This window comes from Actinomadura monticuli (genome assembly GCF_041463655.1).
In the GTDB taxonomy this organism is placed as follows: Bacteria; Actinomycetota; Actinomycetes; order Streptosporangiales; family Streptosporangiaceae; genus Spirillospora; species Spirillospora monticuli.
The window spans coordinates 49,715-70,959 of sequence record NZ_JAXCEI010000018.1; the positions used below are offsets into that span (position 1 = coordinate 49,715).

Here is a 21,245-nt window from a genome sequence, read left to right on the forward strand (position 1 = left end):
GGGGTCATCCCGCCGAGGCGTCCGGGACGATCATCGGGGTGCCGGTGACCGGGTCGGGGACGATCACGCAGGACAGGTCGAACACCTCCTTGATCAGCGCCGTGTCGACGATGTCGGCGGGCGCCCCCTCGGCGACGATCCGGCCGGCCCGCATCGCGACGAGGTGGTCGGCGAACCGGCACGCCTGGTTGATGTCGTGCAGGACGGCGACGATCGTGCGGCCCTCGTCGCGCAGCCGGGCCAGCAGCGCGAGCAGCTGGTACTGGTGGGTGATGTCGAGGAACGTGGTGGGCTCGTCCAGGAGCAGGTAGGACGTCTCCTGGGCGAGCACCATCGCGACCCACGCCCGCTGCCGCTGCCCGCCGGACAGGCTCTCCACCGGGCGGTCGGCCAGCCCGGTCACCCCGGCCGCCTCCATCGCCGCGGCGACGGCCCGCTCGTCCTCGCGCGACCAGGTCGACAGCAGCGCCTGGTGCGGGTAGCGGCCGCGGGCGACGAGCTGGCGCACCGCGATGTTCTCCGGGGCGACGAGCCCCTGCGGCAGGAACCCGACCTCGCGGGCGATGGCCTTCGGCCGGTAGTCGCGGACGTCCCGCCCGTCGAAGCTCACCCGGCCGGACGACGGCGCCAGCAGCCGGGCGAACGAGCGCAGCAGCGTCGACTTGCCGCAGGCGTTCGCGCCGACGACGGCGGTGAACGCCCGGTCGGGGACGTCGAGGGTCAGGTTCGCCGACACCGTCCGGTCGCCGTAGGCGAGGGTGACGTCGGCGGCGGACAGGCGTGCCGTCACGGCCGCCTCACCTCCATGATCAGCAGCCAGATGAGGTAGCCGCCGCCGAGCGCCGTGGTGACGACCCCGACGGGCAGCTGCACGGGGGCCAGCAGCGTCTGGGCGGCGAGGTCGGCGGCGATCAGCAGCAGCGCCCCGGTGAGCGCGGCGGGCAGCGCCGGGGCGCCGGCCGCGCCGGCGATGCGGCGGCCGATCTGCGGCGCGGCGAGCGCGACGAACACGATCGGCCCGGTCGCGGACGTGACGGTCGCGGTGCAGCCCACCCCCGCGAGGACGATCAGCAGCCGGTACCGGCCCAGCGCGACGCCCGACGTCGCGGCGACGTCGTCGCCGAGCGCGGCCTGCCCCATGGTGTGCGACAGCGCCGCCACCAGCACCGCGAGCACGGCGACGACGATGAACGGCACGCGCACCTCGTCCCAGTCGAGGCCGTTGAGCGACCCGGCGCTCCAGCCGGTCGCGACGATCGCCACGTCCAGTTCGGCGCGCAGCACGATCCAGGAGTTGACGGCGGTCAGCATGGCGTTCACCGCGATGCCGATCACGACGAGCCGCAGGCCGCTGAGGCCCGACCGCAGCGACAGCGCGTAGACGGCGGCCGCGGCGGCGAGCCCGCCGGCGAGCGACCCGGCCGCGAGCCCGCCGGCGGTCCCGCCGAACACGGTGATCGCGAGGAGCACGCCGGTGTAGGCGCCGGCGTCGAGCCCGATCACGTCCGGGCTGCCGAGCGCGTTGCGGGTGATGTTCTGGAAGAGCGACCCGGCGATGCCGAGGGCCGCGCCGAACACGAGCGCGGCGGCCACCCGGGGCAGCCGCCACTCCCGGACGATCATCGCCGCGTCGCCGTGTCCGGCGAGCCCGGCCAGCACCTCGCCGGGCGGGTCCCAGGCGTCGCCGCGGCAGAGCGCGGCCACGGCCACGGCGAGCGCGGCGGCGGCGAGCGCGAACGACGACACGGCCGTCCGCCGTTCGACCAGGGCCGAGAACCGGCCCACCCGGACCGGCCAGGGTGCGGTGTTCACAGCGCCACCGCCCCGTACCGCCGGACGACCCAGATCAGCGCGGGCCCGCCGAGGAACGCGGTGACGACGGCGACCGGGACCTCGCCGGTCGGCAGCAGCACCCGCGACCCGATGTCGGACACGAGCAGCAGGATCGGGCCGAGCACCATCGTGTAGGCCATCAGCCACGGGATCGAGCCGCGGGCGGCGCGCCGCGCCAGGTGCGGGACGATCAGCCCGACGAACGCGATCGGCCCGGCCACCGCCGTCGCCGCCCCGGCGAGGACGGTGACGAGGGCGAGCACCGCGACCCTGATCCGGGTGACGCGGGCGCCGAGCGCGTGCGCGACCTGCTCGCCGAGCGCCAGCCCGGCCAGCGGGCGGGCGGCGAGCAGCGCCCCGGCGAGCGCGACGACGATCACCAGCAGCGGCAGGGCGAACGGGGTCTGCTCGCGCCCGGCGAGCGAGCCGACCGACCAGAACCGGTACCGGTCCAGGACGTCCGGGTACACCATCCGCAGCCCGAGCGAGAGCCCCGACAGCACGAAGGTGAGGGCGACGCCCGCGAGGACGAGCCGCAGCGGCATCGTCCGTCCGACCCCGTACACGAGCAGCGCCGCGAGGACGGCCCCGGCCAGCGCGAGCGCGAGCCGGGCCGGCTGCGACCCGGCCAGCCCGAGCACCGTGCCGGCCGAGATGGCGAAGCCGGCGCCCGCCGTCACCCCGAGGATGCCGGGCTCGGCGAGGGGGTTGCGGGTCAGCGTCTGCACCAGGCTGCCGGACATGCCGAGGGCCGCGCCGACGCAGACGGCGAGGATCGTCCGCGGCACCCGGATGTCGCGGACGATCACCTGCGCGTCGGTGCCCGCGCCGCCGGTGAGCGCCGCCCAGATCTCGTGCGGCGGGACGGTGCCCGCCCCGACGGCCACGCTCGCGCCCGCGAGGACGGCCGCCAGCAGCACTCCCCCGAGCAGGACCGCGGCCCGCCGCGTCGCCTCACTCCTCAAGCCCGGCGACCCCGCGCTTCCAGTAGCCGGTGAACAGCGCGTCCATCCGGTCCCCGTGCTCGCGCGCCCAGGACCGCAGCGGTTTGATCGCGCCCGTCTCTCCGGCGGCGAACAGGAACGTCCGCGCGGCGGGCGCGCCGGCCGCCCGGACGGCGCCGGCGAGCCGGGACCGGTCGCCGTCCGGGGTGAGCCAGGTGACCTCGACCCCGTCGCGGGCGGCGAGCGGGTAGGCGTGGTCGGCCGCGTCCGCGGTCTCGATCACCAGCCGCGCGGACACGTCCGGCGGGGACTCCTCCAGCCACCGCGCGGCGGCGGGCAGCGCGGTGGCGTCGACCGCGAACACGTAGTGGTCGTAGTTGTGCGGGAACGCCTTGGCACCGGGCGGCCCGGCGACCGCGACGTCCTGGCCCGGCCCGGCGTCCGCCGCCCACGCCGAGGCGAGCCCGCCCGCGTGCAGGACGAAGTCCATGTCGAGTTCGCCGGCGTCCGCGTCGTAGCGGCGGATCGTGTAGCGGCGGCTGGGCGGCGACGGCTTCGGCCAGTCCAGGTCGAGGTCCGGGGTGGGGACGGGGAGGCGGACGGCGCCGTCCCCGTCCGGAAAGATGATCTTGATGTGGTCGTCGGCCTGGTAGGTGTGGAAGCCGTCCAGCTCCGGGCCGCCCATCGTCAGCCGGACGATGTTCGGCGTGACCTCTTCGCGGCGCAGCACCTGGAGGGTCCGGATGCCGATCGGGTACCCGATGCGGCGGATCTCCGCGCCCGTCCGGTGGTGCTCCAGGACGCGGCCGCGCGGGTCGTGCCGTTCGATGCGCATGGTGCCCGTCCCCTACTTCTTCAGGAGGGGTGCGAACACGGTGTCGATCTCGTCCAGCGTCCTCATGGCGGACCCGTAGGTCGCCGCCTCGGTGTAGCGGAGCGGGAAGACCTTGCCGGCCTTGACGGCAGGCAGGTTCTTCCACAGCTTGGAGTCGAGCACGTACTGGACCTCGGGTGCGGGCTTGCCGTCGGGCTGCAGCGTGTAGGTGATGGCGTCGGCCTCGCCGAAGCTGTCGGGCAGTTCCTCCAGGGACGGGGTCTCGCTGACGTCGTTCGAGCCGCCGCCCTTCTTCTTGACCTGCCCGTAGTACGTGGCGCCGACGTCCTGCGGGATGTTGGTGCCCCACGAGTCGGCGAACTCGCGCAGGAACGTCCCGGCGGACCGGTCGCCGTAGGCGCCGAGGTGCCCGAACTTCAGCCCGGCGAGGGCGTCCGCGTACTTGGCCTTCAGCTCCCCGGCCTTCTTCTCGTAGGCCGCCTTCGACTCCGCGAGCCGTCCGGCCCGGCCCGCCGCGTCGGCCTGGCGACTCGACAGCGTCCGCCACGAGTTCGGCAGCGTTGGGCCGACGACCGCGACCGGCGCGATCGACTGGAGGCGCTTCATGTCGAGGTCGCCGAGGACGGGCATCGGGACGCCGACGACGATGAGGTCGGGCCTGGTCTTGGCGATCGCCTCGTAGTTGGTCTCGGCCGCCGCCTCACCGGCGATCTTGGTGAGCCCGTCGTAGGTCCTGCGCTCCTCGGCGCTCATCATCGCCAGCCCGCGCTTCCAGGAGGAGATCCCGACCAGCTTCGCCTCCGCCTCGATGAGGACGGGCACCGCGTACCCGGTCGCCACCACCCGCTGCGGGTCGGCGGGGATCGTGACCTTGCCGTTGTCGGCCGCGAAGACACGGGTCCCGGCGGAGCCGCCGGACTCGGAGTCCGGGCCGGCGGAGCCGCAGGCGGTCGCGAGGACGAGCGCGGCGGCCAGCGCGCCGGCGAGTCTCCAGGGCTTACGAGAGTGCATGGTCGCGTTCCTTCACGGGTTTTCCAGGGATGCGCGGGGCCGGAGCCCCGCTGACATGGTCGAACGTCGAGTTAGGTTAGCCTTACTTAATCCGGAGTCATATCGCTGGGAGGACAAGCTGTGCCGGTGACGAGTCACCACGGGCAGGACCCGGAGAGCTGCGAGGAGTACGGCTACGGCCTCGGCGCCCCCGACGGGATCCTCGTGCTCAAGTACCGTTCGGCGGGCGGGCTGGCCCTGGGCGAGAATCGGCAGGACTTCCTGCACCAGCTCTACTGGTCGCCCGACGGCCCGCTCGCGACGATGCACGGCCCGTCCGTCCGCTTCGTCGGGCGCGGCGAGGGGTTCTGGGCGGCGCGCGCGGTGAGCCACGACGTGCGCGCGGGCGACCGCCAGACCGTCTACCGGATCTGCCTGCGCGAGGTGCCGCCCGCCCTGGACGGCCTCCGCGCCGCCGCGGTGTCCGTCGGCGCCGAGGCCGCCCGGCTGATCCCGTCGATCGCCCGCCGCGGCTGCGACGAGACGACCGCGCTCGCCGCCCGCCGCCGCATCCTGGCCGGGCTCGCCGCACCGTCCGCCGTCCCGCCGCCGGACGTCCGGGGCGCCGGTTTCGCGCTCACCGTCGCCCGCGCCCTCGCCCACGACCCCGCCGACCCGACCCGCCTCGACGAGTGGGCCGACCGGCTCCGGGTGAGCGCCAAGACCCTGCAGCGCGACTTCCAGCGCGAATACGGCATGCCGTACACGCGGTGGCGGACCCGCCTGCGGCTGCGCGCCGCCCGCGTCCTCCTGGACTCGGCCCCCGTGACCAAGGTCGCCCACCAGGTCGGCTACGCGAGCGCGTCCGCCTTCATCACGGCCTTCGCCAAGGAGTACGGCACGACCCCGGGCGACTACACGACCCGGGAGGCGCCGGCGAGAACGTCCCCGACACCCGTCCGCCTGTAGAGCACGGACCGGCCGCTCCGCTCCCGCGTCACCAGCCCGGACGACCGCAGCACGGCGAGATGGCCGCCGACCCCGCCGACGCTCATCCGGAGCCGGGCGCTCAGCCAGGTCGTCGTGGCGGGCTCGGCGAGGAGGCGCAGCAGGTCGGCGCGCGTGCGCCCGATCAGCTTGGCGAGGGCGTCCGCGTCGCGCGGCTCCCGGCTCTCCCAGAGGGCCGCCACCCCCCTGGCCCGGTACATCAGCGTGTACGGCCAGTCCTGGTCGAGGGCCGCGCCGAGTTCGGAGAAGACGACGGGCACGAACGTCAGGCCGGCGCCGCCCAGCCGGTAGGTGGCGTCGGCGTGGATGCCGGCCTCGATCACGCCGTCCCGCCAGCGCACCTGGCGGGACAGGCCGTCCAGCGCCTCGGCCCAGCCGTAGGCGGCGAGCCGTCCCGCGCGGTGGACGATGTCGCGTTCCAGGATCGACCGCACCACCGCCCAGTCGGGCGCCAGCAGGGCGCGCCAGGCGGCCTCCAGCCCGGCGGCGAGCCGCTCGACCATGTCGGGCGCGTCCAGGACGTCCCGGACCGTCGCGTCCGGCTCGGGCAGGCCCTTCAGGTTCCGGGCGATCTCCCGGCGCGCCTGGTCGAGCCCCGTCGCGCGCACGGTCGCCAGCTGCTCGGCGACCGTGAGGTTCGGACGCGCGGGCGGCGGGACGACGAAGTCGGCCATGTAGCCGTGCGGGCGCCGCAGGAAGGCCAGCGCCCGGACGGCCGGGTCGCCCGCGATCTCCCGGTACGCCGGGCGGGCCCGCTCCACCCACGGCCCGAGCGGCCCGACCGGCATCCGCCCGGCGAGCAGGCCGATCGCGCTGTGCACCTCGACCAGGGGCGCCACCCCGAACCGGCTGGCCGCGAGGTCGCCCGGCCCCACCACGATCCGATACATGTTTCGCTCCTCCCCGAAACATTGTCCAGGGCGGGAGCGGCGGCCGCAGAGTCGCCGTCATGACTGCTTCCACCGCGGCCCCCGCGCGGTACCGCGACGTCTTCGGCGTCCCCGAGTTCCGGACGCTGTTCTCCCTGCAGACGCTCCAGGTGGCCGGCGACTCCGTCCGGACGATCGCGCTGTCGGTCCAGACCTACGAGCGGACGGGGTCGTCCGCCTGGGCGGCGCTCGTCTTCGCCGCCGGGATGATCCCGTACGTGGTCGGCGGCGCGCTGCTGCTCTCCCTCGCCGACCGCGTCCCGGCCAGGCGGCTGCTCACCCGCTTCCACCTGCTGCGCTTCGCGGTCACGGCCGTCCTCGCGGTCGGCGGGCTGCCGTTGCCCGCGGTCCTCGCGCTGCTCGTCGCGGTGGGGCTGTTCGCACCGGTCGGGGGCGCGACCGTGCAGGCACGGCTGCCCTCGCTGCTGCCCGGGGACGGCTACGTCCTGGGCCGCTCGCTGTTCACCATGACGAGCGCGGGGGCGCAGATCGCCGGGCAGGCGGCGGGCGGGCTCCTGCTGGCGGCGCTCAGCCCGGCGGGGACGCTGTGGCTCGCCGCGGCGAGCGCGGCGCTGGCCACGGCCCTCGCCCGGCTCCGCCTCCCGGACGTCCCGCCCGCGGCACGCGCGTCGTCGGGCCTGGCGGGCGAGACGTGGCGGACGAACCGGCTGCTGCTGGGCCGCCGCACCACGCGCGGGCTGCTGCTCGCCGCATGGCTGCCGATCTCCCTGTCGGTCGCCGCCGAGGGCGCGGTGGTCCCCTACGCGGCCGGTTCGGGACGTCCCGGCGCGGCCGGGCTGCTGCTGTCGGCCGCGGCCGCCGGGATGCTCGCGGGGAACTTCGTCGTGGGCCGCCTGCTCCCGCCGGGCCCCCGCGAGCGCCTCACGCTCCCCCTGGCCATGCTGACCGGCGCACCGCTCCTGGCGTTCGCGGCGGAGCCGGGCCTGCCGGCGGCGTGCGCGCTGATCGCGGCGGGCACGTTCGGGCTGGCCTACGAGCTGACCGTCCAGCGGCGCCTGGTGGACGCGGTGCCCGAGGAGATCCGCGGGCGGACGCTCGGGCTGTCCGGGAGCGGCCTCATGACCGGGCAGGCGGCCGGTATCGGCGCGGCGGGCGCGCTGGGCGAGTTCCTGCCGGCCGGGCACGTCATGGCGCTGTGCGGCGCCGTCACTCTGGCCGCCTGCCTGTGCCTGGCCCGCCCGCTGCGGTGACCTTCCTGGCGGACGGCCACAGGATCCATGCCTGGACGAGGCCCGCGCCGGTCGTCACCGCGAAGAACACGATGGTGCCGAGGGGTTCGGGCAGGTCACCGAACGGCTGGGTGGCCAGCAGGCCGAGCATCGACAGCGGGCAGGACACGAAGACGACCCAGACGCCGATGAAGCCGGGGTCGTCCGCGACCAGCGTGACCACCAGGACCACCGCGGTCGTCACGAGGACGGTGGCCGCGTAGAGGGCGGCCAGCACGAGCCGGATCCGATCGGCGGTGCCGCGGCCCGCGAAGGAGAGGAAGTGAGGGGGCATAGGGGCATCGTGGCCGAGCGCGGCGGCCCCTGCCTGGGCGTTCGTACTCAGCCGAGGCCCGGCCACGTACTCACCTTCCGCATGGCCGGGCCTGGGCTGGCGGCCTACTTCTCCCAGGGGAAGCGGTCGGCGAAGGCGGGTTTCAGGTCGTCCAGCCAGACCGCGTTGGGGTCGTACTGGGCGAAGAAGGGCTTGCCGACCAGGTCGGCGTCGCGGCACTGGATGAAGTGCAGTGCGAACACCTGCTGGCCCATCAGGTCGACGACGCCGTCCACGCAGACCTTGCCCGGGGTCGCCGACATGGACGGGCCCCGGACGGTGCGGGACAGGCCGGACACGTTCTTGTACGCGTCCCGGAAGATCTCGTACGCCTGGGCGAGCGGGACGGCGAAGTAGTCCTGAGGTCCCGTGTCGCGCTCGACGAACATGTAGTACGGGACGAGCCCCATCCGCGTCTGGGCGCGCCACATGGTCTCCCATGTCCCGGCGTCGTCGTTGATCGTGCGGATCAGCGGGGCCTGGGTGCGGATGACCGCGCCGGTATCGCGGATGCGGCGGCACGCCTCGGCGACCATGAGGGGTTCGAGTTCGCGCGGGTGGGTGAAGTGGGCCATGAAGGCGAGGTTCTTGCCCGACTCCACGACCTGCTCGAACATGCGCAGCATGTCGTCGGCGTCCGGGTCGGTGACGAACTTCTGCGGCCAGTAGGCGAGCGACTTCGTCCCGATCCGGATGGATTCGAGCTGTTCGAGGTCGAGCAGCGGCTCGACGTAGCGGCGCAGCACCGGCTCGCCCATGATCATGGCGTCGCCGCCGGTGAACAGGACGCTGGTCACCTCGGGGTGGGCGAGGAGGTAGTCGCGCAGGGCGGCGGGCTCGTCGCCGGCCATCTTCAGGTCGGCCTCGCCGACGAACTGGGCCCAGCGGAAGCAGTAGGTGCAGTACGCGTGGCAGGTCTGCCCCTGCTTGGGGAAGTACAGCACGGTCTCGTCGTACTTGTGCTGCATGCCGGGGATCTTGCCGTCGCCGAAGGACGGGATGTTGAGTTCCATCTGGCCGGCGGGGTGCGGGTTCAGTTTCATCCGCACCCGGTGGGCGGCCGCCTCGACCTCGGCCTTGGGCGCTTCGCGGCGCAGCAGGTCCGACAGGTGGGCGACGTCCTCTGCGGGGAGCATGTCCGCCTGAGGGAAGACGAGCCGGTAGATCGGGTCGTCGGGGGCGGCCGACCAGTCGACGAGCTCCTCGATGACGTAGGCGTTCGTCCGGAACGGCAGGACCGTCGCCACCGCCCGGGTCGCGAGCCGCTGGTCGGGCGACAGCCCGGCGCGAGCGGTGAGCTCGTCCAGGTGCTTCGCCGTGAAGGCGCGGAACTTGCGACCGGTGGATCGCATCGCGGGAGCCGCGTCGTTCACCAGTGTCACGTGTTGGTACTCCTTGCTGTCAGCGGGGAAAGCGCACCCCGGCACGTCGTCACGGACGGTGATCAAAACTGCCAGGGACACCCCCATTCAACCCTTTGGGACGGGTTCATGCCGAATTCATACCCCCTACCGGCTTCGGGCAAAGGCTGGTCACGGGACGATCCAGGCAAATCGCCTGGACATCATCGTTGACGCCCCGTCCCTTGTACAACGACTACGGGACGTCAACTTCTCCGTCAGCCGGAGGTGAACTTCCGCCCGCCGACACGCCCCGTGGACGCTGCCAGCGGATTCACCGGAACGGGCGACCCCCTTCCCCGAAAACCCAGGTCTTCGTAAATACTGGGCGGGGCGGAACCGAGCGGCCCGATCGGCGCGCGCGAAGGGCGCGAGCGCGATCCGGGCGGCGTGAGGGGGGCCGGTGGACTCTGACGTACGGGACGAACCGGGCGTCGTCCCCATGCGCGTGGTCGTCCTCGCGACGGTGGCGGCGATCACCTACGCGACGTTCCTGCTGGAGAACGTCCTCAGCCCCAAGCTCGACTTCTTCAACGGCTACGTGAGCGAACTCTCCGCTGCCGACCAGCCGTTCCACCTCGTCTACAGCACGGGCGACTTCATCACCGGGGTGCTGTCGATCATGGTGGCGGCCGGGACGCTGCGCCGGCTCACCCGCAAGCCCCTCGCCACGGCGGGCTGGGCGTTCCTCGGGCTCTTCGGCGTGTGCGCGATCGGCGACGCGTCCTTCCCGCTCGACTGCGCGCCCAGCCTGGAGACGTGGTGCGCGCTGCGGGAGCGCTCCGAGCACGTGTCGTTCTCCCACGAGTTCCACTCGTTCACCAGCAGCGCCGTGATCGTCTGCGGGGTGGCCGCGCTGCTGCTGCTGTCGCTCGCCGCCCGCCGGTACGGCTGGTGGCCGGCGCTCGCCCGGTGGGGCTGGCTGCTGGCGCTCGCCGAGTCGGTGTCCGCGCTGAGCACGCTGGTCGCGATGTACCTGGGACAGTGGCTGGGGGTCGTCCAGCGCGTCCAGATCAGCATCCTGTGCCTCGGGCTGCTGGTCATCGCGTGGGCGCTGTACGCCGACCGGCGGGACGCCGCGCGCACCGCCCGGGACACCGCCGCGACGACGGAGGGGGCGTGCGTATGAGCACGAGCGAGACGAGCGGAGCTCGTCCTTTGGACGGCGGCGGGTGGGAGCCGGAGGACGGGGGCCTCGTGAATGTGGGGCGTGAGCAGGTGCACGTGGTCGCGTCCGGGCCGGCGGACGGCGTGCCGCTGCTTCTGACGTCCGGGCTCGGCGGCGCGTGGTTCGACTGGGCGCCGACCGTCGGACTGCTGCGGCGCGAGCACCGCGTCACCGTCTTCGAGCGTCCCGGCCTCGGGCTCAGCCCGGCCGGGATCGCGCCGCCGTCGCTGCGCCGCGACACCGCGATCCTGGAGGCGCTCGCGGAGCGGGCGCGCGGGCCGGTGGTCGTCCTCGCGCACTCGATGGCCGCCTTCCACGCCGAGGCGCTGGCCCGGCTGCGCCCCCGCCTCGTCCGCGGTCTCGTGCTCGTCGACCCGAGCTGCGAGCGCGACCCGCGCGTGCGGGTGCGCACCGCCGCCGTGCTGACCCCGCTCGCCACGGCGGCCGGCGTGGTCCTCGGCGCCACCCGGCTGGCGAAGATCGCCGGGCCGGCCGGCCGGCGGCTGGTCCGCACGCGCACGAGCCGCCGCGACGAGGCCGTCCCGGACGGCGTCGTCCGGTCGGTGTACGGGCGCGGCACGGTGATCGGCACGGTCATCGCGGAGGAACTGGCCTACCGGGAGATGGCCGCCGACCTGGCGCGGCTGCGCGAGCGGCGCCCCTTCCCGGACGTTCCGCTGGTCGTGGTGACCGCGCTCGGCGACGTGCGCGACCCCGGCGCGAAGCGCGCGTGGGCCGAGGGGCACGAGCGCCTCGCCCGGATGAGCCCGCGCGGGAGCCGCGTCGAGCTGCCGGACGCCCTGCACATGGTCCCGCTCGACCGTCCCGACGTGGTGGCGGACGCGGTCGCCGAGGTCCTGCGGGCGAAGGAGGCCGCGTGAGGAGGGCGCCGGCGGTCGCGCTGGCCGTGCTGCTCGCGCTGACCATGTCGGGCTGCAAGGTGATGCAGCGGATCTCGGAGGGCGCGTACAAGAACGCCGTCACCGACGGGACCGTCGACGAGCTGAAGAGCCGCGGCATCGAGCTGCGGGAACGCCCCTCGTGCACGTCGCCGGGGGCCAACACCGACTCGGTGGTGCGGCTGAGCTGCACGGCCCGCACGACGACCGGCGAACCGGTCACCGTGGAGGGCGTCGCGCACGACGCCGACACCGGCCGTCCGCGCGAGACCTACGTGATCACGGTCGGCGGGCGGGAGATCCTGCGCAAGAGCTGCCTCGGCCTCGGCTGCGACGGTCCGGGCGCCTGACGGTCGTGGCGCCTGAGGGCAACGAATCCGCCTGCCGAACGGAAAAACCCGCCACCGACTGCATACACACCCGTACTGTCGGTGACGTAGCGGGTGTGAAGACCGCTGTGAAGATGAGCCGCAAGAAGGCCGTGATCCTGGGCTCCGCCGTGCTCGCCGTGCTCGTGCTGGCCGGGGGCGCCGCGTTCCTGATGCTGTCCGGCGGCGAGGAGCTGAAGTACAAGTCCCAGGCCGCGCTGCGCAAGGCGCTGCCGGTGACCGCCGCCGCCGAGCTGCACCAGCGCGGCGTCACGCTGGCGGGGCCGCTGAAGTGCGCGGACCTGCCCGGCTGGTCGAAGGAGCGGCTGCGCGTCTCCTGCACCGGCACGACCTCGGACAAGAAGCCGGTCCAGGTCATCGGCAGCGGCGAGAAGGAGACGCACAAGGCCGCCTACACGATCCTCGTGGACGGCCGGCCGGTGGTGGAGAACGCGTCCTGCCTGGGCGCCGACTGCCGCTCCGGAGAGGCGAACGGCCGGGGGTGACACGCGGGTGATGATCACCACTCCCGGCGGGCACCGTCAAGGCCGGTGAGAGGACGCCATACGATGCGATGAGCTGCGTTCTTGCGACGCACCGCATTGTCCTTTCATCTTCCTGGAGCGGCCATGACCGGCACCGGCGAGCCGTCGCGCGCCGCCGAGCCCCGCCGCGTGCCGCCGCGTCCGCTGCCGGTCGCGGTCGACACGATGGGCGGCGACCACGCTCCGGAGGAGATCGTCGCGGGCGCGGTGGACGCGGTCCGCAAGCACGACGTCCGGCTCGTCCTGGTCGGGAAGGCCGCCCGGATCCGGCGCGAGCTGGACAAGTACGGCTATGTCGGCAAGATCCCGATCGTGCATGCCGACGAGGCGCTCGACATGGGCGAGGGCGCCCTCGCCAGCTGGCGCAAGCCCCGCTCGTCCATCGCGATCGCCTGCCACCTGATCCGGCAGGGGCGCGCGTCGGCCCTGGTGTCGGCGGGCAGCACCGCCGGGGTGGTCGCGACGTCCCGGCTGCGGCTGAAGGGCCAGCAGGGCGTGATGCGGCCCGCGATCGCGGTGACGCTGCCGACGCGGCCGCGCCCGACGATCCTGCTGGACGCGGGCGCCACCGCCGACGTCAAGCCGGAGACGCTCGTCCAGTTCGCCGCGCTCGGCACCGCGTACGCGCAGATCCTGCTCGGCCCCGACCGTCCCACGGTGGGGCTGCTGAACATCGGCGCCGAGCCGGGCAAGGGGAACAAGCTCGCCAAGCGGGCCCACGAGCTGCTCGCGAGCGGCAGCCACGGCATCGAGTTCGCCGGCAACGTGGAGGGCCACGACCTGCTGCGCGGACGCGTCGACGTGATCGTCGCGGACGGCTTCACCGGCAACGTCGCGCTCAAGACGATGGAGGGCACGATCGGCGCCGCGTTCACCGAGATCCGCGACGCGATGACGTCCAGCCCGGCCGCCCGGATGGGGGCGCTCCTGCAGCGGCGCCGCCTCCAGGAGCTCCGCGACCGGCTCGACCCCGACACCTACGGCGGCGGCGTCCTGCTCGGCCTGAACGGGACGGTCGTCATCGCGCACGGGGCGTCCCGCGCCCGCGCGATCACCTCGGCGTGCGAGCTGGCGCACCGGCTGGCCGCCGGACGGATCGTCGAGCGGATCCGGGAGCAGGTCGCCGCGACCCGCACGTCCCGGTTCGGACGCCGCACGCACGCCGAGCGCGAGAGCGCGGACCGGCCCGAGGAGAAGAGGCCCTCCGAGGGCCCTCCGCCGCCCCGCGAGCCGGCCGCCGACACCGTGCCCGACCGCAAAGAGCCCCCCGCCACGCCGTAGGCGGCGCGAAAACCGGGTCCGGGTGCGGGCGCGACGCCGATAACCTGGGGACATGTCCGATCCGCAACTCGTACTCGCCGCCAGGGTCCAGGCCGCGCTGAGCGCCGCCTTCGGGCCGTCGTACGCGGACGCCGACCCGGTCATCCGGCCGTCGCAGTTCGCCGACCTTCAGGCCAATGTGGCGCTGCCGCTGGCCAAGAAGCTGGGCCGCAAGCCGCGAGACGTGGCCGACGAGATCGTCAAGAACCTCGACACCGCCGGCGTCGTGGCGGACGTGCAGGTCAGCGGGCCGGGCTTCATCAACCTGACGCTCAGCGACACCTGGATCGCGACCGAGGCGCAGCGGGCCCTGGAGGACGAGCGGCTCGCCGTCCCCGCGGTCGAGAAGCCGCAGAAGGTCGTCATCGAGTACTCCTCGCCGAACGTGGCGAAGGAGATGCACGTCGGGCACCTGCGGACCACGATCGTCGGCGACGCGATCGCCCGGATCCTCGCGTTCCTCGGGCACGACGTCGTGCGGGACAACCATGTCGGCGACTGGGGCACCCCGTTCGGCATGCTGATCGAACACCTGCTCGACCTCGGCGAGGACGCCGCCGCGCGGGACGACGCGTCCGTCAGCGACCTGACCGCGTTCTACCAGGCCGCCCGGGAGAAGTTCGACGGCGACGAGGACTTCGCCGACCGGTCCCGGAGCCGGGTCGTCGCGCTCCAGGCGGGCGACGCGGAGACGCTGCGGCTGTGGAACGTCCTCGTGGACGTGTCCAAGCGCTACTTCAACGCCGTCTACGGGCGGCTCGGCGTCACGCTCACCGATGACGACATCAAGGGCGAGAGCTTCTACAACGACCTGCTGGCCCCGACCGCCCAGGAGCTGGAGGACAAGGGCATCGCGGTGATCAGCGACGGGGCGCTGTGCGCGTTCCCGCCCGGCTTCAAGGGCCGCGAGGGCGAACCGCTGCCGGTCATCATCCGCAAGAGCGACGGCGGCTACAACTACTCCACCACCGACCTCGCCACGATCCGGTACCGGGTCGACACCGAGCACGTCGACCGGATGGTCTACGTGGTCGGCGCCCCGCAGTCGCTGCACTTCGAGATGGTGTTCGCGGTCGCGCGGATGGCGGGCTGGCTGAACGACGAGGTGCGGGCCGAGCACGCGAAGATCGGCAACGTCCTCGGCACCGACGGCAAGATCCTGCGGACCCGGGCGGGCGGCACCGTCAAGCTCGCCGAACTCCTGGACGAGGCCGTCGAACGGGCCGGCACGGTCTTCGACGGCATCCAGCACGAGGAGCCGTTCGACGACGCCACCCGGGCGTCGATCGTCCGGGACGTGGGCATGGGCGCGGTGAAGTACGCCGACCTGTCGGTGGCGCGCGACAGCGAGTACGTCTTCGACTTCGACCGGATGATCTCGTTCAACGGCAAGACCGGCCCCTACCTGCAGTACGCGGCGGCCCGGATCCGGTCGATCTTCCGTAAGGGCGGCCTCTCGGTCGCGGACGCGACCGGCCCGATCACGCTGGGCCACCCGGCCGAGCGGGCGCTCGCGCTGGAACTGCTCGGCTTCGGCGCCGTCCTGCAGCAGGCCGGCGACACCGCCGAGCCGCACCGGCTGGCGTCCTACGTCTACGCGGTCGCGGACGCCTACACCACGTTCTACGAGAACTGCCCCGTGCTGAAGGCCCCGGACGAGGAGACGAAGGCGTCACGGCTCGCACTGTGCGCCGCGACCCTGCGCACCCTCGAAACCGGCCTGCACCTGCTGGGCGTCCCCACCCCGGAACGCATGTAAGGCGGGGCAACGCAGGTAAGCCGGCACAGCGAGCCGGGGCGAGGCTAGTGATCGCCGGGTGGCCCGTCGAAGGAAGGCGCTCCGGCGCCTGACGCCGAGGGCGACGCGTTCATGACCGGCGGGGGTTCCAGGGGGGTGCCCCCCTGGGCCAGCACGCCCCGCTCACGGGTCACCTGTTCGCGGACGGCCGGGACGACCTCCAGGGCGAAGACCGGGAGGTTCTCCGGGTCGCCGGCGTAGAGGAACGAGTCGACGCCGTGGCCGACGGCCAGCTCGGTCAGCTCGTAGATCCACTGGCGGGGCGGGCCGTGCAGGAAGCCGCGCGGGTCCGTCCCGTCCAGGGAGCCTTCGAGGATGTAGACGCGGCGGACGCCGGCCGGGTCGCGGCCGGCGCGCGCCGCGGCGTCGTCGAGGCGGCGCTGGCCGTCCGCGAGCCGTTTCGGCGGGACGAGCGACGACGGCGCGATCCAGCCGTCGGCGACGCGCCCGGCGAGGTCGAGGCCGCGCGGCCCGGTGACGCCGAGCCAGATGCCGATCTGGTGCGCGGGCGGCGGCCCGGCCTGCGCGGCGGCGAACCGGTAGTGCTCGCCCTGGAAGCGGAGGCCCGTCTGGTCGCTCCAGTGCAGCCGGATGATCTGCACGGCCTCCTCCAGGGCGCGCCGCGCCGCCGCGCCGCCGAGGCGGGCGCCGCCGTACGCCTCGATGCCGTCCGGTGCGGCGCCCGCGCCGAGGCCGAGTTCGACGCGGCCGCCGCTGAGCAGGTCCATCGTCGCGATCGCCTTGGCGAGCGCGGCGGGCGGGCGCAGCGGCAGGCACGCCACCGCGGGCAGCACCCGGATCCTGGGCGTGCCCGCCAGCACGGCCGCCAGCAGCGCGAGCGCGTCGGCGGTGCCGCGCCGGTACGGCTGGTCGCGGACGCCGAGGAGGTCGAGCCCGTACCGGTCCGCGTCCTGCGCGGTGCGCATCAGCGGGGCGGCCGCGTCCGGGGCGAGGCAGGCGCCGAAGCGCAGCGGCCCGCGCGACCGGGAGGGCGGCGGCGTCACTGCAGGTAGCCTTCGACCTCGTCCGGCGGCCGGACGCCCGGGTCGCCGGGGTCATCGCCGGCCTCCTGCCGGGCCCTGCGGCGGCGCAGCAGGTCCCAGCACTGGTCGAGGGCGACCTCCAGCTCCGCCAGCCGCCGGTGCTCCTCCTCGCGTCCCAGTTCGTCGCGCCGGTACCGGTCGCGGAGCCGCTGCTCCTCGCCGACGTACTCGTCGATGCGCTCCAGGATGTCCTTCTCGTCCATCGGCGCTCTCAGCGGTCGCGGCCGGCGTTGGTGAGCCCGCTGAGGAACCCGCCCTCGCTGCGCGTCGAGTGCTGGAACGGGCTCGTCTTCGGTTCGACCGACGGCGCCGCGGGCGGTGCGGTCGCGGCGGGCCTCGCGGCCCCCTCGGCGGCGCCGCGCGCGGGCGTCTTCCGGGCCGCGGAGGACTTGACGGACGTCCCGGACCCGGTGCTCGCACTCGTCCGGGACGCGGTGGTCTTGCGGGCGGCGCTCGTCCGCGACTTCGGCGTCGCGGTCGTCTTCCTCGCCGTGCCCGACTTGGAGGCGCCCGTCTTCGGCGCGCTCGACTTGGCGGCGCTCGACCTCGTCGCGGCCGAGGACCTGGACGCGCTGGACGGCTTCGACTTCGACGCCGTCGACGCCCTGCTCGTCCGGGCCGACGTCGTCGACCTGGAACGGCTCGACGCCGCCGAGGTCGTCTTGCGGGACGTCCCCGACTTGGCGGTGCTCGCCTTCGTGCCCGACCTGGACGTGCTCGCCTTCGCGGTGCCCGACCTCGACGACGAGCTCTTGGCCGCGGGCGTGCTCTTCCTCGCGGTGCTGCTCCTGGCGCTCGACCTGGCGGTGGTGGTGATGGCCTTGGCCGCCGAGTCCATCGCCTTCGCGGCGTCGGCCATGGCCTTGGTCGCGCTGGTCATCGCTTTGGTCATCGCGGTCATGGCCTTGGCCGACGAGGACGCCTTGGTCGCCATCGACTTCATCTGCGTCGCGGCGGTCTTGGCCTGGCTCGCGGCCTTGGTGACGCGGGTCGCGGCGGCCGACGACGTCCGGCTGGACGCCGTCGACCTCGTCGCCGTGGTGCCCTTCGTCCCGGTCGACCTGCTCGCGGTCGACCTGCTCGCGGTCGACCTCGTGGACGAGCTCGCGGCCGAGGTGCGCTTGGCCGCCGGCTTCCGGGCCGTGGTGGACTTGCCCGTGGTGGACTTGCCCGTGGTGGACTTCTTCGCTGATGTGGTCTTCGCGCGACCGGCCGTCCCTCGGCTCGACGTCGTACGCGATGCGGTCTTGGTAGGCACTGATCTCCCCCCAGTGATGATCAGTTACGGGGAGATCTATTCCACACTTTGTGACCCTCTACACACGGTGCGTCAAATCGACTTAGACCCCCACGGGGTGCCAGACGGTCTTCGTCTCCAGGAAAGCGGTCATCCGGGCGGTTCCGGGCTCGTCGCTCCAGTCGGCGTCCGGGGGGCGGAGGACGCGCTTGAGGTTCACGGCGGCCCTCTCCTCCAGGTCGCGCACGAGGTCGTCCGGGACGCCGGCGAGGTCGATGGCGTTGACGTCCATGTGGGCGGCCAGCCAGGGCGCGACCTCGGCGCGGAGTCCGGTGAGGACGTTGACGACGCCGCCCGGCAGGTCGGACGTGGCGAGCACCTCGGCGAGCGTGATGGACGGCAGCGGTGCCGGTTCCGAGGCGACGACGACGGTGGTGTTGCCGGACACGATCGCGGGCGCCACGACCGACACCAGCCCGAGCAGCGGCGAGTCGGGCGCGACGACCGCGACGACGCCGGCCGGCTCGGGCGTGGAGAAGTTGAAGAACGGCCCGGACACCGGGTTCGCGGCGCCGGCGACGGCGCTCAGCTTGTCGGCCCAGCCCGCGTACCAGACCCAGCGGTCGACGGCCGCGTCCACCTCGGCGGCGGCGGCGCTCTTGGACGCCCCGGTCCGGCGCAGCTCGTCCGCGAACTGGTCGCGGCGGCCCTCCAGCATCTCCGCGACGCGGTACAGGATCTGGCCGCGGTTGTAGGCGGTGCGCCCCGACCAGCCGGGGAACGCCTTGCGCGCGGCGACGACCGCGTCCCGGGCGTCCTTGCGGGACGCCTGCGAGGCGTTGGCCAGGAACCGGCCCTTGGCGTCGGTCACCACGTACGACCTGCCGGACTCCGAGCGCGGGAACGCGCCGCCGATGAACAGCTTGTAGGTCTTGCGGACGGCGAGACGGTCAGGCATTGAGGTAGGCCTCCAGTCCGTGGCGTCCGCCCTCGCGGCCGAACCCCGATTCCTTGTAGCCGCCGAACGGGGAGGCCGGGTCGAACTTGTTGAACGTGTTGGCCCACACGACCCCGGCGCGCAGCTTCTGCGCCGTCCACAGGATCTGCGAGCCCTTCTCCGTCCAGATTCCGGCCGACAGCCCGTACGGGGTGTTGTTGGCCTTGGTGACCGCCTCGTCGGGGGTGCGGAACGTCAGCACCGACAGGACGGGCCCGAAGATCTCCTCGCGCGCGATCCGGTGCGACTGCGCCACCCCGGTGAAGATCGTCGGCGCGAACCAGAAGCCCTGGGACGGCAGCTCGCACGGCGGCGACCAGCGGTCGGCGCCTTCCTGCTCGCCGGACTCCGACAGCTCCTCGATCTTCGCGAGCTGCGCGGCGGAGTTGATCGCGCCGACGTCGGTGTTCTTGTCGAGCGGGTCGCCGACCCGGAGCGTCGCCATGCGGGCCTTTAGCCGCTCCAGCACCTCGTCCGCGACGGACTCCTGGACGAGGAGCCGCGAGCCCGCGCAGCAGACGTGGCCCTGGTTGAAGAAGATCCCGTTGACGATGCCCTCGACGGCCTGGTCGAGCGCCGCGTCCTCGTAGACGATGTTGGCGGCCTTCCCGCCGAGTTCGAGGGTGAGCCGCTTGCCCGTCCCGGCGAGCGCGCGGGCGATCTGGCGTCCCACCTCGGTGGAGCCGGTGAAGGCGACCTTGTCGATCCCGGCGTGCTCGACGAGCGCGCGGCCGGTCTCGCCGGCGCCGGTGACGATGTTGACGACGCCGGGCGGCAGCTCGGCCTGCCGGCAGATGTCGGCGAACAGCAGCGCGGTCAGCGGCGTCGTCTCGGCGGGCTTGAGGACGACGGTGTTCCCGCAGGCCAGCGCCGGGGCGATCTTCCAGGCCAGCATCAGCAGCGGGAAGTTCCACGGGATCACCTGGCCGGCCACGCCCACCGGCTTCGGGTCGGGCCCGAACCCGGCGTGCGGCAGCTTGTCGGCCCAGCCCGCGTAGTAGAAGAACCAGGCGGCGACCAGCGGGACGTCGACGTCCCGCGACTCGCGGATCGGCTTGCCGTTGTCGATCGACTCCAGCACCGCCAGCTCCCGCGACCGCTCCTGGACGATCCGGGCGATCCGGTACAGGTACTTGGCGCGCTCGCGGCCCGGCATCGGGCCCCACACCTTGTCGAACGCGGTGCGGGCGGCCTTGACGGCCCGGTCGACGTCGGCCGCGTCGGCGCACGCGACGTCGGCCAGGACGCTCTCGTCCGCCGGGTTGATCGTCTTGAACGGCTCGCCGTGCCCGCCCGTGAACTCGCCGCCGACGAACAGCCCGTAGGAGGCGCGGATGTCGACGACCGCCCGCGACTCGGGCGCCGGCGCGTACTCGAAAACCATGATCAGTCCAGCGTGAAGTAGTCGGGACCGGAGTAGACGCCGGTGGCGAGCTTGCGGCGCTGCATCAGCAGATCGTTCAGCACGCTGGACGCGCCGAGCCGGAACCGCTCCGGCGTCAGCCAGTCCGGGCCGGCGGTCTCGTTCACCAGCACCAGGTACTTGATCGCGTCCTTGGTCGTGCGGATGCCGCCGGCCGGCTTGACGCCCACCTGCCGCCCGGTGGCCGCGCGGTAGTCGCGGACGGCCTCCAGCATCACCAGCGTGACCGCCAGGGTCGCCGCGGGCGACACCTTCCCGGTCGAGGTCTTGATGAAGTCGGCGCCGGCCCGCATCGCCAGCCAGGACGCCCGCCGGACATTGTCGTACGTCGCCAGCTCGCCCGTCTCCAGGATCACCTTCAGGTGCGCGTCCCCGCAGGCGTCCTTGACCGCGACGATCTCGTCGAACACCTTGGCGTAGTCGCCGGACAGGAACGCGCCCCGGTCGATCACCATGTCGATCTCGGCCGCGCCCGCCGCCACCGCCGCGCGCGTGTCGGCGAGCTTGGCCTCCATGGGCGCCCGCCCGGACGGGAACGCCGTCGCCACGCTGGCGACGCCGATGCCGGTCCCCTTGAGGGCCCGGACGGCGACGTCCACCATGTCGGGGTACACGCACACGGCCGCGACCTTCGGGACGGACGGGTCCGACGGGTCGGGGTGGGCGGCCTTGGCGCACAGCGCCCGCACCTTGCCCGGCGTGTCCGCGCCCTCCAGCGTGGTCAGGTCCACCATCGAGATCGCGAGGTCGATCGCCTCGGCCTTCGCCGTCGTCTTGATCGACCGCGTGGCCAGCCGCGCGGCCCGCTCCTCGGCGCCCACCCGGTCCACGCCGGGCAGGCCGTGCAGGAAGGCGCGCAGCTCGGCGGCGCCGTGCATAGTCTCCGTTGACACTCCCACAGCATCGCCGAACTACACCCCAGGCACAAAACAGACACCTAACGAA

22 protein-coding genes are annotated in these 21,245 nt (G+C 73.5%); 8 read left to right on the forward strand and 14 right to left on the reverse strand.

Going from position 1 to position 21,245, the window contains the following annotated elements:
* Positions 1 to 4: 4 nt before the first annotated feature.
* From SM611_RS30960 to SM611_RS30980, 5 genes are read right to left on the reverse strand one after another with little or no spacing between them, the layout of a single operon-like run.
* Complete coding sequence (locus SM611_RS30960) at positions 5 to 790, reverse strand: ABC transporter ATP-binding protein (RefSeq protein ID WP_371953855.1); 786 nt, start codon at positions 788 to 790, stop codon at positions 5 to 7.
* On the reverse strand, positions 787 to 1,812 hold the full coding sequence (locus SM611_RS30965) for a FecCD family ABC transporter permease (protein ID WP_371953856.1): 1,026 nt from the start codon (positions 1,810 to 1,812) through the stop codon (positions 787 to 789). Before SM611_RS30965 ends, SM611_RS30960 begins: the two co-directional genes overlap by 4 nt.
* Positions 1,809 to 2,798 (reverse strand): FecCD family ABC transporter permease, encoded by a 990-nt coding sequence (locus SM611_RS30970; protein WP_371953857.1) that lies wholly within the window; start codon positions 2,796 to 2,798, stop codon positions 1,809 to 1,811. Before SM611_RS30970 ends, SM611_RS30965 begins: the two co-directional genes overlap by 4 nt.
* Positions 2,788 to 3,612 carry a siderophore-interacting protein gene (locus tag SM611_RS30975; protein WP_371953858.1) on the reverse strand — a complete coding sequence of 275 codons (825 nt, stop codon included), beginning with the start codon at positions 3,610 to 3,612 and terminating at the stop codon, positions 2,788 to 2,790. Before SM611_RS30975 ends, SM611_RS30970 begins: the two co-directional genes overlap by 11 nt.
* Before the next feature lie 12 nt (positions 3,613 to 3,624).
* Positions 3,625 to 4,623 (reverse strand): ABC transporter substrate-binding protein, encoded by a 999-nt coding sequence (locus tag SM611_RS30980; protein WP_371953859.1) that lies wholly within the window; start codon positions 4,621 to 4,623, stop codon positions 3,625 to 3,627.
* Between the two features lie 126 nt (positions 4,624 to 4,749).
* Here SM611_RS30980 and SM611_RS30985 point away from each other — a divergent pair, with 126 nt between their 5' ends.
* The gene (locus tag SM611_RS30985) at positions 4,750 to 5,571 is read left to right on the forward strand and encodes a helix-turn-helix transcriptional regulator (RefSeq protein ID WP_371953860.1); all 822 of its coding nucleotides are present in this window, start codon (positions 4,750 to 4,752) and stop codon (positions 5,569 to 5,571) included.
* Here SM611_RS30985 and SM611_RS30990 read toward each other — a convergent pair.
* On the reverse strand, positions 5,517 to 6,500 hold the full coding sequence (locus SM611_RS30990) for an ArsR/SmtB family transcription factor (protein WP_371953861.1): 984 nt from the start codon (positions 6,498 to 6,500) through the stop codon (positions 5,517 to 5,519). The genes SM611_RS30985 and SM611_RS30990 overlap by 55 nt on opposite strands.
* A gap of 59 nt (positions 6,501 to 6,559) precedes the next feature.
* Between SM611_RS30990 and SM611_RS30995 the strand changes: the two genes are divergently transcribed.
* Positions 6,560 to 7,750: an MFS transporter gene (locus SM611_RS30995; protein ID WP_371953862.1), complete on the forward strand. Its 1,191-nt coding sequence runs from the start codon at positions 6,560 to 6,562 to the stop codon at positions 7,748 to 7,750.
* Here SM611_RS30995 and SM611_RS31000 read toward each other — a convergent pair.
* Positions 7,707 to 8,063, reverse strand: a complete 357-nt coding sequence (locus SM611_RS31000) for an SCO4225 family membrane protein (RefSeq protein WP_371953863.1) — start codon at positions 8,061 to 8,063, stop codon at positions 7,707 to 7,709. The two genes, SM611_RS30995 and SM611_RS31000, sit on opposite strands and share 44 nt — an antisense overlap.
* A gap of 104 nt (positions 8,064 to 8,167) precedes the next feature.
* Positions 8,168 to 9,484 (reverse strand): KamA family radical SAM protein, encoded by a 1,317-nt coding sequence (locus tag SM611_RS31005; RefSeq protein ID WP_371953864.1) that lies wholly within the window; start codon positions 9,482 to 9,484, stop codon positions 8,168 to 8,170.
* Positions 9,485 to 9,905: 421 nt separating this feature from the next.
* Between SM611_RS31005 and SM611_RS31010 the strand changes: the two genes are divergently transcribed.
* The 6 genes from SM611_RS31010 to argS all read left to right on the forward strand — a co-directional run bounded on the left by SM611_RS31010 (position 9,906) and on the right by argS (position 15,561).
* Entirely contained in the window at positions 9,906 to 10,631 is a 726-nt protein-coding gene (locus SM611_RS31010; protein WP_371953865.1) for a DUF998 domain-containing protein, read from the forward strand.
* Complete coding sequence (locus tag SM611_RS31015; RefSeq protein WP_371953866.1) at positions 10,628 to 11,551, forward strand: alpha/beta fold hydrolase; 924 nt, start codon at positions 10,628 to 10,630, stop codon at positions 11,549 to 11,551. Before SM611_RS31010 ends, SM611_RS31015 begins: the two co-directional genes overlap by 4 nt.
* Complete coding sequence (locus SM611_RS31020; RefSeq protein ID WP_371953867.1) at positions 11,548 to 11,919, forward strand: hypothetical protein; 372 nt, start codon at positions 11,548 to 11,550, stop codon at positions 11,917 to 11,919. Before SM611_RS31015 ends, SM611_RS31020 begins: the two co-directional genes overlap by 4 nt.
* 95 nt (positions 11,920 to 12,014) lie before the next feature.
* Positions 12,015 to 12,443: a flagellar basal body-associated FliL family protein gene (locus SM611_RS31025; RefSeq protein WP_371953868.1), complete on the forward strand. Its 429-nt coding sequence runs from the start codon at positions 12,015 to 12,017 to the stop codon at positions 12,441 to 12,443.
* A gap of 123 nt (positions 12,444 to 12,566) precedes the next feature.
* Positions 12,567 to 13,763, forward strand: coding sequence for a phosphate acyltransferase PlsX (gene plsX, locus SM611_RS31030; RefSeq protein WP_371953869.1), 1,197 nt, complete (start codon positions 12,567 to 12,569; stop codon positions 13,761 to 13,763).
* A gap of 52 nt (positions 13,764 to 13,815) precedes the next feature.
* Entirely contained in the window at positions 13,816 to 15,561 is a 1,746-nt protein-coding gene (argS, locus tag SM611_RS31035; RefSeq protein ID WP_371953870.1) for an arginine--tRNA ligase, read from the forward strand.
* 44 nt (positions 15,562 to 15,605) lie between these two features.
* Here the strand turns inward: argS and SM611_RS31040 are convergent, their stop codons facing one another.
* From SM611_RS31040 to deoC, 6 genes are all read right to left on the reverse strand, one after another.
* The gene (locus SM611_RS31040) at positions 15,606 to 16,604 is read right to left on the reverse strand and encodes an LLM class flavin-dependent oxidoreductase (RefSeq protein ID WP_371953871.1); all 999 of its coding nucleotides are present in this window, start codon (positions 16,602 to 16,604) and stop codon (positions 15,606 to 15,608) included.
* On the reverse strand, positions 16,601 to 16,846 hold the full coding sequence (locus SM611_RS31045) for a DUF2630 family protein (protein WP_371953872.1): 246 nt from the start codon (positions 16,844 to 16,846) through the stop codon (positions 16,601 to 16,603). Before SM611_RS31045 ends, SM611_RS31040 begins: the two co-directional genes overlap by 4 nt.
* A gap of 8 nt (positions 16,847 to 16,854) precedes the next feature.
* On the reverse strand, positions 16,855 to 17,901 hold the full coding sequence (locus SM611_RS31050; protein WP_371953873.1) for a hypothetical protein: 1,047 nt from the start codon (positions 17,899 to 17,901) through the stop codon (positions 16,855 to 16,857).
* Between the two features lie 82 nt (positions 17,902 to 17,983).
* The gene (locus SM611_RS31055; protein WP_371953874.1) at positions 17,984 to 18,838 is read right to left on the reverse strand and encodes an aldehyde dehydrogenase family protein; all 855 of its coding nucleotides are present in this window, start codon (positions 18,836 to 18,838) and stop codon (positions 17,984 to 17,986) included.
* Complete coding sequence (locus SM611_RS31060) at positions 18,831 to 20,261, reverse strand: aldehyde dehydrogenase family protein (RefSeq protein WP_371953875.1); 1,431 nt, start codon at positions 20,259 to 20,261, stop codon at positions 18,831 to 18,833. Before SM611_RS31060 ends, SM611_RS31055 begins: the two co-directional genes overlap by 8 nt.
* Positions 20,262 to 20,263: 2 nt before the next feature.
* Positions 20,264 to 21,178 (reverse strand): deoxyribose-phosphate aldolase, encoded by a 915-nt coding sequence (deoC, locus tag SM611_RS31065; protein WP_371953930.1) that lies wholly within the window; start codon positions 21,176 to 21,178, stop codon positions 20,264 to 20,266.
* Between the last annotated feature and the right edge of the window lie 67 nt (positions 21,179 to 21,245).

What these genes read in the sequence shown, in the direction of transcription:
- SM611_RS30975 (WP_371953858.1), bottom strand. Translation starts at nt 3,612, where the DNA reads ATGCGCATCGAACGGCACGACCCGCGCGGCCGCGTCCTGGAGCACCAC.
- SM611_RS30980 (WP_371953859.1), bottom strand. Translation starts at nt 4,623, where the DNA reads ATGCACTCTCGTAAGCCCTGGAGACTCGCCGGCGCGCTGGCCGCCGCG.
- SM611_RS30990 (WP_371953861.1), bottom strand. Translation starts at nt 6,500, where the DNA reads ATGTATCGGATCGTGGTGGGGCCGGGCGACCTCGCGGCCAGCCGGTTC.
- SM611_RS30995 (WP_371953862.1), top strand. Translation starts at nt 6,560, where the DNA reads ATGACTGCTTCCACCGCGGCCCCCGCGCGGTACCGCGACGTCTTCGGC.
- SM611_RS31000 (WP_371953863.1), bottom strand. Translation starts at nt 8,063, where the DNA reads ATGCCCCCTCACTTCCTCTCCTTCGCGGGCCGCGGCACCGCCGATCGG.
- SM611_RS31015 (WP_371953866.1), top strand. Translation starts at nt 10,628, where the DNA reads ATGAGCACGAGCGAGACGAGCGGAGCTCGTCCTTTGGACGGCGGCGGG.
- plsX (WP_371953869.1), top strand. Translation starts at nt 12,567, where the DNA reads ATGACCGGCACCGGCGAGCCGTCGCGCGCCGCCGAGCCCCGCCGCGTG.
- argS (WP_371953870.1), top strand. Translation starts at nt 13,816, where the DNA reads ATGTCCGATCCGCAACTCGTACTCGCCGCCAGGGTCCAGGCCGCGCTG.
- SM611_RS31045 (WP_371953872.1), bottom strand. Translation starts at nt 16,846, where the DNA reads ATGGACGAGAAGGACATCCTGGAGCGCATCGACGAGTACGTCGGCGAG.
- SM611_RS31055 (WP_371953874.1), bottom strand. Translation starts at nt 18,838, where the DNA reads ATGCCTGACCGTCTCGCCGTCCGCAAGACCTACAAGCTGTTCATCGGC.
- SM611_RS31060 (WP_371953875.1), bottom strand. Translation starts at nt 20,261, where the DNA reads ATGGTTTTCGAGTACGCGCCGGCGCCCGAGTCGCGGGCGGTCGTCGAC.
- deoC (WP_371953930.1), bottom strand. Translation starts at nt 21,178, where the DNA reads ATGCACGGCGCCGCCGAGCTGCGCGCCTTCCTGCACGGCCTGCCCGGC.